Consider the following 13,224-nt stretch of genomic DNA (forward strand, 5'->3'; position numbering starts at 1 on the left):
TGAGTTTGGGTTCCGCCCCCTACCTTGCGCGCACTTCATCGCTCACCCACCAGTTCTGGTGAGCAAGGCGCGGACCTCCCCCAACTACTTGAGGGCCGCCCACGGGGCGGCCCCGATGCCACGGCCGCCTCCCCATAACGCCAAGCCTTCAGTCGACCGGTTCCATTCGTTTCAAGGAACAGGCGAGCTGCGGCCCATACGGAGCAAGGAGATTTATGAAACTGGCCTGGATTCTCTGGCTGTCACAGATGTTGCCGCAGCCTGCCGCCGACTCGCTGTGTCTGAGCACCACCGTTTACCTGGAAGCCCGCGACCAGACCCTTCGCGGCCAGCAGGCCGTGGCCGAAGTCGCCCTGCGGCGACTGGACAGCGGTCTGTGGGGTGACTCGATGTGCAAGGTGGTGACCGCGCGCAAGCAGTTCGCCCCGACCCTGGTTGCCCCCGGCACCCAGCTGCGCAACAACGACGCCTGGGCCGAGGCGGTGGACGTGGCCTTTGCCGCCGAACGCAACTGGGCGCTGCCGGCCGGTGAGCGCAAGGAAATCGTGCCTGGCGCCAGCCATTTCGCGGCGCTGTCCATTGCCAGCCCCAGCTGGCGCAATGCCTACCAGGTCGCCACCATCGGCGGGCACACCTTCTTCAAGGTGCAATCGCTCAAGCCGCGCGCGTCCTGAAACACATCTTTCTTCACGGTCATACCAGTCACCACGCCGCAGCAACGCGGCGCTGGCGATAATGCGGGGACTTTTCACCCCGAGGTACCCGATGAAGCTCTACACCAAACCCGGCGCCTGCTCCCTGGCCGATCACATCGCGCTGATCTGGTCCGGCCTGCCCTTCGATGTGCAGATCGTGGACCACGCGACGATGAAGTCGCCGGCCTACCTGGCCATGAACCCGGCTGGTGCGGTGCCGGTGCTCGAAGACGGCGGCTGGGTGCTGACCCAGAACGCGGCCATCCTGCATTACATCTGCGACAAGGCACCGGGCGCCGGCCTGGACGGCGGCACCGATCCGCGCACCCGTGCCGAAGTGAACCGCTGGCTGTCCTTCGTCAACGCCGACCTGCACCCGGTGTACTACCCGATCTTCGGCTCGACCAAGTACCTGGAAGACGAAGCGGTCATCGCCCGCACCCAGCAGAACTCGCGCGACAAGCTCAAGGCCCTGTACCAGCGCCTCAATGACCGACTGGCGCAGGTCGACTGGCTGGGCGGCACGCCGCGTCCGTCCATCGCCGACGCCTACACCTTCGTGACCCTGCGCTGGGCACGTGGCCTGCAGTTGGACCTGGCCGGCATGGACGCACTGGACCGCTTCGAGCAGCGCATGCAGGCCGATCCGGCCGTGCAGGCGGCAATGAAGGCCGAAGGCCTGAGCTGAGGCCGCACGCCAACGCATGAAAGCCAACGGGCCGCCGGTTGCATGACCGGCGGCCCGTCGCGTTTCAGGGCACTGCCAAGAAGGCCGGGTTTCAACGCACCGACAATGTCGCCAGCAACTGCGGCTTGTCACGATAGAGCGCCGGGTACTGTCGCTTCAGCGCTTCGATCTTGGGCAGGTCGTTGATGCGGATGTACAGCGCGTCCGGATGCAGCGTGAGGTAATTCTGGTGATAAGCCTCCGCCGTATAAAAGCGCTTGCCGCCATCAACCCGCGTCGCCAGCGCTGTCCTGAACACACCACTGCGCTGCAACTGGTCGATGTAGGCCAACGTCGCCGCGCGTTGTGGTGCGTCGTCCGCATAGACCGCCGAACGGTACTGGCTGCCACGGTCCGGCCCCTGCCGGTCCAGCTGCGTGGGGTCATGCACGACCGAAAAGAACACCTGCATCAACTGCGCGTAACTGACCTGCGCCGGATCGTAGGTCACCTGCACGGCTTCGGCGTGACCGGTATCACCACGGCTCACCCGCGGATAACTGGCATCGGCCGCACTGCCGCCGATGTAACCGGACACCGCGCTCTCCACGCCCTTAACGTGCTGGAACACGCCCTGCACGCCCCAGAAGCAACCGCCGGCGAAAACCACGCGCGCACGGCGGACGCCGGGCTGCTGCAGATCAGCAGTGCCACTGGGCGCGGGAACGTTCACCGTTGCCGATGCGGCATGCACGGGGCGATCAAGGCTGAACACTCCGAGCAGCAGCAGGCCCGCGATCAAGGCGGCAATGCCGCCGGCAATCAATTTGTCCATTGCGGGTTTCATCGCTGGCCTCCGTGGTTCAACCAAACGTAAAGGCATAGGCGCGCACGCCCGGGTCGAGAAATTCGATCTCGAAGCTGCGCTCCTTCACTTCGCCGTCCTGGCGTATCAGCTGGTACAGGCGGTTGCCGTCCACCTTTCCATCGCCATCGGCAGTCACGTCGCCGCCCGCCATCGCAGCCGGTGCGTGCCCGTCGATGCGCACCTTGAACCGCACCGGCTTGCCGGCCACCTGCGGCGCCAGCACCAGATGCAGATCACGCGCATGGAAGCGGAATGCGATGCGTCCACCTGCCTGCTGCAACTGCGCGTCTTCGTCATCGACGACCCAGCGCCCACCCAGTGCCCATTGATTGAGCGTCAACGTGGCCGGCACGGTGTAGTCGAACGCGCTGTCGGCACGTTGCCCGCCCGGTGAAGCGAAGTGCTCGGCACGCGCGTGGCCGATATAGGTTTCAGGCGACTTGAGGTTGCCCATGTCCGCCTCGCGCTCCACGCCACTGCGCGCAGCGGACATCGTCATTGCCGGTGCGACGTCACCGGGCAGCGTGTTGCCCGCTTCGCGCAACAGCTGGCGGATGATCTGTTCGGACTGTGCGTAGTTGCCTTCGCCGAAGTGATGGGCGCGGATCTGTCCCTGCGCATCGATGAAGTAGTGCGCGGGCCAGTAGCGGTTGTTGAAGCCGCGCCAGATCGCGAAATCATTGTCGAGCGCCACCGGATAGCTGACGCCAAGATCCTCCACCGCGCGCTGCACGTTGCGCACATCACGCTCGAACGCGAACTCCGGCGCATGCACGCCGATCACCACCAACCCATGATCGCGATAGCGCTGCGCCCATTCGCGCACATGCGGCAGCGCACGCAGGCAGTTGATGCAGGAGTACGTCCAGAAATCGACCAGCACCACCTTGCCGCGCAAACCCTGCGCATCCAGTGGCGGGCTGTTGAGCCAGCCAGTGGCGCCGGCCAGTGACGGCAGCGAACCTTCGACCGGCAGCGCCGGCATCGCGGCATCGTTGCCGGACATCATCATCATCGAGCTACCCACCGCCGCTTCCTGTGCGGGAAGCACATCGAGCAGGCCCTGCTCCAGGCGCGCGGTACTCACCGTCGACAGCCGGGTCAGCGCACCGGTGTCCCAGCCCATCGCAATGGCGACCACTGCCAGCAACGCGGCAACGCCCAGCCCGCGCCGGATCCACTCACCGGCCCCCAGGTGCCGCTTCAATGCGGCGAACACGCGGCCGCCAATCCACACCGCCAGCGCCAACGACGTCGCCGCCCCCAGCGCATACGCCAGCAACAACCCGCTGGTGCCGACGTTCGCGCCCTGCAACGCTGCGCCGGTGAGTATCAGTCCAAGGATCGGCCCGGCACACGGCGCCCACAGCAGGCCGGTGGCCACACCGATCAACAACGAACTGCCGATCCCGCCACGCCCTTCGTCAGCCGACGCACTGAGCCGCACGCCCAGCCGCTGCAACGGTGACAACAAGCGATTGGCCAGTGCAGGCCACAGCAAGGCCAGCGCGAACACCGCCATCACCACCAGGGCGATCCAGCGCCCGACCTGGTTGGCCTGCACCACCCATTGGCTGCCGACCGCTGCCAGGCTGGCCACGACCGCGAACATCAGTGCCATGCCGACCAGCAACGGAAGTCCGCTGCGCAGAAACGGCCGATCCGAGCGCGCGAACACGAACGGCAACACCGGCAGGATGCACGGGCTGAGGATGGTGAGCACACCACCGAGGTAGGCCAGCAGAAGCAGCATGGAAGCGTCCTTATGCGGAATCGAAGATGGCGGCGCTCAGGCCGCAATGAAGTTCATGGCCACGCCGTTCATGCAGTAGCGCAGTCCGGTCGGACGCGGGCCATCGTTGAAGACATGACCCAGGTGACCGCCACAGCGCCGGCAATGCACCGCTACCCGCAGCATGCCGAAGGTGGTGTCGCGGTCCTCGCCGACCGCACCATGCAGCGGCGCCCAGAAACTGGGCCAACCGGTGCCGCTGTCGAACTTGGTGGCTGATGAGAACAACGCCAGTGCGCAGCCGGCGCAATGGAAGGTGCCGCGTCGGTGTTCGTCGTTGAGCGGGCTGCTGAAGGCACGTTCGGTGCCCTGCCCGCGCAGCACCGCGTACTGCGCGGGCGTCAGCTGCTGCCGCCATTGGGCATCGCTGCGCATGACTTCGAAGTTGCCCCGGCTGGCAGGCGACACCGGTGCCGCCCGGCCGCAGGCCCCCAGCCCAAACAGGCTGGCCGCGGCCACTGCGCCACCGATGCCCAGCAGCTTGCGACGGGTGAGGGACATGACCGGTCTCCAGACAGAAGCGACAGGTGCATGCTGCGCCCCGGCCGGTCAACGAATCCTCACGCAGAGTTAAATTTTCCGTGACACATCGCCGGCGATATCCGCCGACAATGGAGCCCATCTTCCCGCCGGCCAGTCCTGTCGATGAGCAGTGCAAAACGTGTCCTGATCGTCGAGGACGATGTCCACATCGCCAGCCTGCTGCGCATGCATCTGCGCGATGAGGGTTATGAGGTCACGCACGCGGCTACCGGCGACGAAGGCCTGCGCCTGCTCGAGGAAACGGCGTGGAGCGCACTCGTACTGGACCTGATGCTGCCCGGCGTGGACGGCCTGGAAATCTGCCGGCGCGCACGTGCGATGACGCGATACACGCCCATCATCATCACCAGTGCACGCGCCAGTGAAGTGCATCGCATCCTCGGCCTGGAGCTGGGTGCCGACGACTACCTGGCCAAACCATTCTCGATGCTGGAGCTGGTGGCGCGGGTCAAGGCGTTGTTGCGGCGGGTCGAGGCGATGGCACAGAACGCGCGCATCGATGCAGGCGAGATCAACATCGCCGGCATCCGTATCGATCCGATCGCGCGCACCGCGCAGGTGGATGGCAACGCACTGGACCTGACCCCGCGCGAATTCGACCTACTCTATTTCTTCGCCCAGCATCCGGAGCAGGTGTACTCGCGGATGGACCTGCTCAACCAGGTCTGGGGCCATCGCCACGACGGCTACGAACACACCGTCAACACCCACATCAACCGCCTGCGCAACAAGATCGAGCGTGACCCGGCTGCACCGCAGCGCATCCTCACCGTGTGGGGGCGCGGCTACAAGCTGGCCGGTGGTGACGGGAGCGGCGCATGAACCGGCTGACCCTCTCCCAACGCCTGTCGGTGGCGTTCTTCGGGCTGCTACTGATCTGCTGTGGCGCATTGGCGTGGATCCAGATGCGCAGCACGCGCATGCACGAGCAGGAAACCGTGCAGCGTCTTTCCCGTGGGCTTGCCGAACATATCGCACGCAGTGGCGAGCTGATGGATGCACGCGGCATGCGCGATGGTGAAGTGCGCGCACTGTTCGGTAAACTGATGGCGGTCAACCCCAGCGTCGAGGTCTACCTGCTTGATGACCAGGGCCGAATCCTCGGCCATGACGCACCCGATGGGCATCTCAAACGCGACCGTGTCGACCTGGCACCCGTGCAGGCGCTGCTTGCCGGCGCGCCTTTGCCCATCCTCGGCGATGACCCTCGCAGCAACGGACGCAAGGTCTTCAACGCCGCACCGCTGCGTGTGCAGGGCAAGCAGGTCGGCTACATCTACGTGGTGCTGGTCGGCGAGCAACGCGAAGCACTGGCAGCAGATATCGCGGCCAATGCCAGCCTGCGAACCACGCTGTGGTCGCTGGCAATCGTGGCAATCATTGGACTGCTGGCCGGCGTCATCGCCTTCCGCTGGGTGACCCGGCCACTGCGCCAACTCACCCGCGATATCCAGGCCTTCGACGTCGAAGGCGGCGCTCCGGCACTACCCGTGCCTGCCGCACCGCTGCGGCCCGGTGAGCGTGACGAGCTCACCATCCTGCAGCACAGCTTCACCCACATGGCGCAGCGCATCGGCGAGCAATGGCAGCAGCTGCGTCAGCAGGACCTGCAACGCCGTGAACTGGTCGCCAACATCTCCCACGACCTGCGCACGCCGCTGTCGTCGCTGCACGGCTATCTGGAAACGCTGGCACTGAAAGACGCCACGCTCAGTGCCGATGAGCGCCAACGTTACCTGTCCATCGCACTTTCGCAGAGCAACAAGGTCGGCCATCTGGCGCAGGCGCTGTTCGAACTGGCGCGGCTGGAGCACGGTGGCGTGGTGCTGGAACTGCAGGCGTTCTCGTTGCCGGACCTGGTGCAGGACGTGTTCCAGAAATTCGAGCTGGCCGCGCAGTCACGACGGCAATCACTCACCGCCGACATTCCCGCCGGACTGCCTGCGGTGGAAGCCGACCTTGGCCTGATCGAGCGCGTGTTGACCAACCTGCTCGACAACGCCATTCGTCACACGCCCGAAGGCGGCCACATCCAGGTGGCACTGCACGCTGCCGATGGACAGGTGCAGGTCACCGTTTCCGATAGCGGCCCCGGCATCGCACCGGAGCGGCACGCGCAGTTGTTCATCACTCCGCCCGCACTCGGCAGCCAGCGCCCGGACAGCGGCGGCCTTGGCCTGTTGATCGTGCACCGCATCCTGCAGCTGCATCACCGCTCCATCGCGCTGGCCGACAGCCGCGAAGGTGCGGTGTTCGTGTTCTCGCTGGCGACGGCCGGCAACCGCTCAGGCAACCGCTGAAGCGCCGATCGAAGCAGCGTGGTATCGGCGGCGCTGTCAGCCGATCTCGAGGATCACGTTGCCTTCGCCGTCGCGCAGCAGCGTCGGCTTCACCTCGACCTGCAGCCTGCCGCCCGGCAACGGATAGATGCCGCGTTCGGCGCGCATGTCCTGCAGCATCGCCCGCAGGCTGTCATCGGACAGCACGCAGCGTGCGCTGTCGTCGTCCAGTTGCAGGTCATCGGCCACGCCCGGCTCGAAGCGCCACTGCTGCTCGCGGCCCAGTACCACCAGCGGCTTGTCGTGAAGCAGGCGTAGCGGCAGCAGCTCCAGCACGCTGGCCACCTGCCCGGCGCCCAGCACCAGCGTCGTGATCTGTTCGTCCACCGACCAGTCCAGCGTTTCCACGAACAACATGCCGGTGCTGGAACCTTCACGCTGGCTGCCTGCTTCCACCTGCGCGGCCAGCGCCGGATCGGCCAGCAGCGAGTCGCGTTCAAGCTCGGTGATCCACAGCGGCATCGCCGGCATCAACACGTCCAGCACGCCCAGCGTCGACCAGCGCTTGATCGCCCCCATCTCGTCATCGGTCACCCCCACCAACTGTAGGAAGCTCAACCGGCCATTGGGCGTATCGATCGCCGGCAGCTGCGGGTCGGCCACGAGAGCCAGGTGGCGCAACTGCGTCTGGGCATCCTGCGCGATCGGGCCGTTGGCATCGAGATGGTGTCCTGTCTCGAACACGTTGCCGCTGCTGAACACATAGCGCGCCACATTCTGCAGCAGGTTCATTGGCCACAGCGGTGGCTCGCCATCCGGACCATCACCCGCCGCTGCGGCAAGGCGGAAGGTCAGCTCGAAACCGAAGCCGCTTTCGGCAAGGTCGTCGCTCTGCTTGTCGTACAGCTCGGAGAAGCCATAAGTGACGTAGTGCCAGTGCGGGCGCGGCACCTCGCTCCAGTAGATGCTGATGCCGTCCAGCGGGTCGTTGCCGCCCAGCGTGTAGGACAGCAGCGTGCCGTAATGCTTCGGCGTCTGCCCGGGATGCACCGCCGCCATTGCGGCATTGATGGCATCCCAGCCGGCCGTGCTGATGTCACCGCGGTGCTGCTGATCCATGCCGGGCACTCCACTGGGTACAAGCCGCCATCATAGTTCCGGTCCTGCGGCCCCATGACATACCCCGGACAGGGCCGCCGCAGGCAGGGCAGCGGCGCGACCGTCCGTCACGTCAGCACCAATGCCCGGGTTTCCTCGAGCCAACGGTTGGCGAAGGCCGGGCTCTTGGCCTTGCCCAGCGCCGAGGCCACTTCCGGCCACAGCTGTTCCAGCCCCACCGCGTTGCGGCTGCGCTCGATCTTGAGCTGGATCAGGTAGCCCTTCAGACCCAGGTGCTTGCGCACCGACTCGGCCATCCAGTCACGCAACTGCTGGTAGCGCAACGGGTCATCCCCGAGATGGGTGGTGAGCGGCACCGCCGGCTTGCGTTCGACGCTGCCTCCCACCACCTCGATCAGGCCCAGCGCCGCCAGCTGTTCCAGCACGTCGTCCGGCGCGCGCAGCCCCTGCGCCATCTGCTGCAGTTCGTGCCCGTCACGCTGCCCGTCCACCAGCAGCAGCACCGAACGCAACCCCGGCGCCAGGCGCAGGCCACGGTCCTCGATCTCACGACGGCCAGCCGCCGTCTTGGCATGAATCAGTGCCATTTCCCCTCCCACTTTGTGCATCGCAACCACGGCACGCGCAAACGCTGGCCGGGGCCCCCGCCCCGACTGACTTGCCTGTATACGTGCCGCCCCCTTGCGATCGCTGCGCCTGCGGCCTGCGCTATGTCCCCAGCGCGCGGCGGATTTCCTCCAGCGCGCCCGGATCGTCGAGTGTCGACAGATCGCCCGGGTCACGCCGTTCCGCCAATGCCTGCAGCGAACGCCGCAGCAGCTTACCTGAACGCGTCTTGGGAAGCGCGTTGACGATATGGATGTGCGCCGGCCGCGCCACCGCCCCCAGCGACGCGGTGACCCGCTGCATCATTTCCGCTGCCAGCATGGGCGCTTCCTCCGCGTCCGCGGCCTGCTTGAGAGTGACGAACACCAGCGGCACCTGGCCCTTCAATTCGTCATGCACGCCGATCACCGCCGCTTCGGCCACCCGCGGGTGCCCGCTGATGGCCTCCTCGATCTCCCGCGTGCCCAACCGATGGCCGGCCACGTTGATCACGTCATCGGTGCGGCCAAGGATGAAGGTGTAGCCGTCCTCGTCGCGGATGGCCCAGTCCAGCGAGCTGTACAGCAGCTCCTTGAAGTGACTGAAGTAACTCTTGAGGAAACGCTCATCGTCGTTCCACACCGTGCTCATGCAGCCCGGCGGCAGCGGTGGCTGGATCACCAGCACGCCCTTCTGCCCAGGCGCCACCTCCACCCCGCTCTGCTCGTCGATCACCTTCATCCTGTAGCCGAGGTTGGGAAAGCCGGGCGAACCGAACTTCACCGGCTTCATATCCACGCCAGGCAACAACGTCAGTGCGGGCCAGCCGGTTTCGGTCTGCCAGTAGTTGTCGATCACCGGCTTGCGCAGCGCGCCACTGATCCATTGCGCGGTGGGCTCGTCCAACGGCTCGCCGGCCAGGAACAGGTACTTCAGTTCAGACAGATCATGGCGGTCGATGAAGTCCACATCATGCTTCTTCAATACGCGGATCGCGGTAGGCGAAGAGAACATCGTGCGCACGCCGTACTGCTCGCACAGCGCCCACCAGATACCGGCGTCCGGATTGATCGGCAGGCCTTCGTACAACAACGAGGTGCAGCCGCCGATCAATGGCCCATACACGTTGTAGGAATGACCCACCGCCCAGCCGACATCGGACGTGGAAAACATCACCTGCCCCGGCGCGCAGTCGAACACGGTGCGCATCGACTGCGCCATCGCCACCGCGTAACCGCCAACATCGCGCTGCACGCCCTTGGGCTTGCCGGTGGTGCCGGAGGTGTACAGCAGGTAGCTGGGTTCGTTGGACTCCAGCCATTCCACCGGCACTTCGGCATCGCCCACCTGCGTACGCAGTGCTGCGTAGTCCTCATCACGCCCGGCGACCTTCGGCTCTGCCGCATCCAGACCACGCGACACGATCAGCACTTTCGGCGGAGGGCTCTGCGCTTCGGCGCAGGCAGCGTCCACCATCGCCTTGTACGGAATCACCTTGCCGCCGCGCATGCCGGCATCGGCGGCGATCAGCAGCTTGGGCTGTGCATCATCGATACGCAGCGCCAGGTTGTGCGCGGCAAAGCCGCCAAAAACGACCGAATGCACTGCACCGATGCGTGCGCAGGCCAGCATCGCGAACACCGCTTCTGCCATGTTCGGCATGTAGATGACGACACGATCACCGCGCCCCACATCGAGCTGTTTGAGCACGGCGGCGAAGGCATTCACTTCACGATGCAGTTCGCGGTAGGTGATCTCGCGGGTGATGTTGGTTTCGGTGGAAATGGCGACCAGTGCGAGCTGGTCGGCGCGCTCGACGAGATGGCGGTCCACCGCGTTGTAGCAGAGGTTGGTTTCGCCACCAACGAACCAGCGGCGGAATGGCGGGTTGGAGTAATCGAGGATCTGCTGCGGCGGGCGATGCCAGTGAATCGCCTTGGCCTCCTCGGCCCAGAATTCCTCGGGCGCCTCGATGGAACGGCGGTAGATCTGCTCGTACTGCATGACACCCTCCGGAACCTGCCTGATCTGAGCCGAGCATAGTCCGCAGCCGTCATCGTTCTCCTTGCGTCTTTGGTCTTAAGACCAAAGGCCAAAGCGGCCCTCACCCCACCCCCTCTCCCGCAAGCGGGAGAGGGGCTCGGAATGCATCGGCTCGCAGTGAACTGGCCCCTCTCCCGTGTACGGGAGAGGGGCTCGGAATGCGTCGACTCGCAGTGAACTGACCCCTCTCCCGCTTGCGGGAGAGGGGGTGGGGTGAGGGCTGCTTTGGCCTCAAAAAGGGCTTTCCGAAACAAACCCAACAACCTCCCCACTCACCGGATGCACAAACTGCAACCGGCACGCATGCAGCTGCACCCGCGCCGCCGGCTCCGCTCCGTACAGCACGTCGCCGATGATCGGATGCCCCAGACTCGCCATATGCAGCCGCAGCTGATGGCTGCGCCCGGTCACCGGCTCCAGCTCGACCCGCGTGCGTTGCGCTTCCACATCCCGCGCCAGCACCCGCCACCGCGTCAACGCCGGTTTGCCACGCTCGAAATCCACCATCTGCCTGGGTCGGTTCGGCCAGTCGCAGATCAACGGCAACGCGACTTCACCGGCATCACCTTCGATCAGCCCCTGCACCACGGCCTCGTAGCGTTTGCTGACCAGACGCTTCTCGAACTGGCTCGACAACGCCGCCTGCATTTCCTTGCCACGCGCATACAACATCAGCCCCGAAGTCACCTGGTCCAAGCGGTGCACCGTCAACGCATCCGGATACTGCGCCTGCAAGCGCGACACCAGGCAATCCTGGTTCTCCGGCAGGCGCCCGGGCACGGACAACAGGCCGGTCGGCTTCTCGGCCACCAGCAGCGCGTCGTCGATGTAATGCAGCGTGATTTCGTTGTTCATGCCATTCACAAAATTTGCAGCGGTAGTGCCGAGCTGGGCTCGACAGGGGCTCCATCGCTTATGCCACAACGGAGCATGGCTCCGCTCCACACATCATTCTTCCCCACAAAAAACGGGGAAGCCGAAGCTCCCCCGTTCATTGCGTCACACTGAACCGCTGCGGTTACAGCAGGTCGGCAACGCCAGCGCGCTCTTCTTCCAGCTCACCCAGGGTGATGTCGATGTACTTCTTGGAGAAGTCGTCGATCGGCAGGTCCTTGATGATCGTGTACTGGCCGTTCTCGGTGGTCACCGGGAAGCCGAACACCACACCTTCCGGGATGCCGTAGGAGCCGTCGGACGGCACGCCCATCGTCACCCACTTGCCGTTGCTGCCCAGCACCCAGTCATGGACATGGTCGATGGCGGCGTTGGCAGCCGAGGCAGCCGAGGACAGGCCACGGGCAGCGATGATCGCCGCGCCGCGCTTGCCAACGGTCGGGATGAAGTTGTTGGCGTTCCATTCCTGGTCGTTGATCAGCTCGGCCACCGAAGCGCCGCCGGTGGTGGCGAAGCGGTAGTCCGGGTACATGGTCGGGCTGTGGTTGCCCCACACGGTGAACTTCTCGAAGCTGTCCACGGTCTTGCCGGTCTTGGCAGCCAGCTGGCTCAGGGCACGGTTGTGGTCCAGGCGCAGCATGGCGGTGAAGTTCTTCGGGTTCAGGTCCGGAGCCGACTTCATGGCGATGTAGGCATTGGTGTTGGCCGGGTTGCCGACCACCAGCACCTTCACGTCACGCTTGGCGACGGCGTTCAGGGCCTTGCCCTGCACGGTGAAGATCTTGGCGTTTTCCAGCAGCAGGTCCTTGCGCTCCATGCCCGGGCCGCGCGGACGCGCGCCGACCAGCAGGGCCACGTCGACGTCCTTGAAGGCCACCAGCGGATCAGCGGTGGTCACCACGCCGGCCAGCAGCGGGAAGGCGCAGTCTTCCAGTTCCATGACCACGCCCTGCAGGGCGGCCTGGGCCTTTTCGTTGTCGATTTCGAGCAGCTGCAGGATGACCGGCTGGTCCTTGCCGAGCATTTCGCCGGAAGCGATGCGGAACAGCAGGGCGTAACCGATATTGCCGGCAGCGCCGGTTACGGCAACACGTACGGGTGCTTTCATGGGGGTTTCCTCTGCTAAGAAGCGTGTCGTGGGGTTGTAGCCCTGCCACCGCGCGGGAGCGGCACCAGGGCCGGAATCAGATCGAAAACAGAAACGGCCACCTGCAAGGTGGCCGTCGGGGGCAGATCAGGCGGCGAGGATCTTGTTCCACTCCGCCACGCGGTCGGCCTTGGCGGCCAGCACGGCATCGACGTCGCCTTCGATGGTGATCTTGTTGATGGCGTCGCCCTGCTTGACCGCATCCACCACGTCCAGGCCCTCGGTCACCTTGCCAAACACGGTGTGCTTGCCGTCGAGCCAATCGGTCTTGATGTGGGTGATGAAGAACTGGCTGCCGTTGGTGTTCGGGCCGGCATTGGCCATGGACAGCACGCCGCGATCATGGCGCACGCCGTTGTTGGTCTCGTCCTCGAAACGGTAGCCCGGGCCGCCGCGGCCGGAACCTTCCGGGCAGCCGCCCTGGATCATGAAGTCGGCAATCACGCGGTGGAACGCCAGGCCGTCATAGAAGCCATGCTTGGCCAGGTTGACGAAGTTGGCCACGGTCAGCGGCGCCTTGTCGGCAAACAGCTCAACCTTGATCAGGCCGCGGGAGGTGTCGAAATTAGCGGTCAGGGACATGGGAATCCTT

General features: G+C 65.3%; 13 protein-coding genes. 4 read left to right on the plus strand and 9 right to left on the minus strand.

Translation table 11 applies throughout. The features are described from left to right. The first annotated feature begins 215 nt into the window (after window positions 1-215). Complete coding sequence (locus LR961_RS14420) at window positions 216-674, plus strand: cell wall hydrolase (RefSeq protein WP_232150623.1); 459 nt, start codon at window positions 216-218, stop codon at window positions 672-674. A 91-nt stretch (window positions 675-765) separates the two neighbouring features. Beyond that, window positions 766-1,383: a glutathione S-transferase N-terminal domain-containing protein gene (locus LR961_RS14425; RefSeq protein WP_232150624.1), complete on the plus strand. Its 618-nt coding sequence runs from the start codon at window positions 766-768 to the stop codon at window positions 1,381-1,383. A gap of 91 nt (window positions 1,384-1,474) precedes the next feature. Here the strand turns inward: LR961_RS14425 and msrA are convergent, their stop codons facing one another. Genes msrA through msrB form a run of 3 tightly spaced genes read right to left on the minus strand, consistent with a single transcriptional unit; the run spans window position 1,475 to window position 4,523 of the window. Continuing rightward, window positions 1,475-2,209 (minus strand): peptide-methionine (S)-S-oxide reductase MsrA, encoded by a 735-nt coding sequence (gene msrA, locus LR961_RS14430; protein ID WP_232150626.1) that lies wholly within the window; start codon window positions 2,207-2,209, stop codon window positions 1,475-1,477. Between the two features lie 16 nt (window positions 2,210-2,225). After that, window positions 2,226-3,983, minus strand: coding sequence for a cytochrome c biogenesis protein DipZ (locus LR961_RS14435; RefSeq protein ID WP_232150628.1), 1,758 nt, complete (start codon window positions 3,981-3,983; stop codon window positions 2,226-2,228). 36 nt (window positions 3,984-4,019) lie between these two features. After that, window positions 4,020-4,523, minus strand: coding sequence for a peptide-methionine (R)-S-oxide reductase MsrB (msrB, locus tag LR961_RS14440; protein ID WP_232150630.1), 504 nt, complete (start codon window positions 4,521-4,523; stop codon window positions 4,020-4,022). Between the two features lie 144 nt (window positions 4,524-4,667). Between msrB and LR961_RS14445 the strand changes: the two genes are divergently transcribed. Continuing rightward, complete coding sequence (locus LR961_RS14445; protein ID WP_232150632.1) at window positions 4,668-5,387, plus strand: response regulator transcription factor; 720 nt, start codon at window positions 4,668-4,670, stop codon at window positions 5,385-5,387. Then, the gene (locus LR961_RS14450; RefSeq protein WP_232150634.1) at window positions 5,384-6,865 is read left to right on the plus strand and encodes an ATP-binding protein; all 1,482 of its coding nucleotides are present in this window, start codon (window positions 5,384-5,386) and stop codon (window positions 6,863-6,865) included. The genes LR961_RS14445 and LR961_RS14450 overlap by 4 nt, the downstream gene beginning before the upstream one ends. A gap of 36 nt (window positions 6,866-6,901) precedes the next feature. On the opposite strand, the gene LR961_RS14455 is transcribed toward LR961_RS14450, so the two are convergent. From LR961_RS14455 to LR961_RS14480, 6 genes are all read right to left on the minus strand, one after another. After that, complete coding sequence (locus LR961_RS14455) at window positions 6,902-7,963, minus strand: suppressor of fused domain protein (RefSeq protein ID WP_232150635.1); 1,062 nt, start codon at window positions 7,961-7,963, stop codon at window positions 6,902-6,904. Window positions 7,964-8,070: 107 nt separating this feature from the next. After that, entirely contained in the window at window positions 8,071-8,550 is a 480-nt protein-coding gene (locus tag LR961_RS14460) for a hypothetical protein (protein ID WP_232150637.1), read from the minus strand. Between the two features lie 121 nt (window positions 8,551-8,671). After that, window positions 8,672-10,552, minus strand: coding sequence for a propionate--CoA ligase (prpE, locus tag LR961_RS14465; RefSeq protein WP_232150639.1), 1,881 nt, complete (start codon window positions 10,550-10,552; stop codon window positions 8,672-8,674). A 270-nt stretch (window positions 10,553-10,822) separates the two neighbouring features. Then, window positions 10,823-11,446: an RluA family pseudouridine synthase gene (locus LR961_RS14470; protein ID WP_232150641.1), complete on the minus strand. Its 624-nt coding sequence runs from the start codon at window positions 11,444-11,446 to the stop codon at window positions 10,823-10,825. A 163-nt stretch (window positions 11,447-11,609) separates the two neighbouring features. Continuing rightward, the gene (locus LR961_RS14475) at window positions 11,610-12,593 is read right to left on the minus strand and encodes a malate dehydrogenase (RefSeq protein WP_232150643.1); all 984 of its coding nucleotides are present in this window, start codon (window positions 12,591-12,593) and stop codon (window positions 11,610-11,612) included. A 126-nt stretch (window positions 12,594-12,719) separates the two neighbouring features. Next, entirely contained in the window at window positions 12,720-13,214 is a 495-nt protein-coding gene (locus LR961_RS14480; RefSeq protein ID WP_232150645.1) for a peptidylprolyl isomerase, read from the minus strand. Between the last annotated feature and the right edge of the window lie 10 nt (window positions 13,215-13,224).

Origin of the sequence: Stenotrophomonas sp. SY1, assembly GCF_021202945.1 — a bacterium.
In the GTDB taxonomy this organism is placed as follows: domain Bacteria; phylum Pseudomonadota; class Gammaproteobacteria; order Xanthomonadales; family Xanthomonadaceae; genus Stenotrophomonas.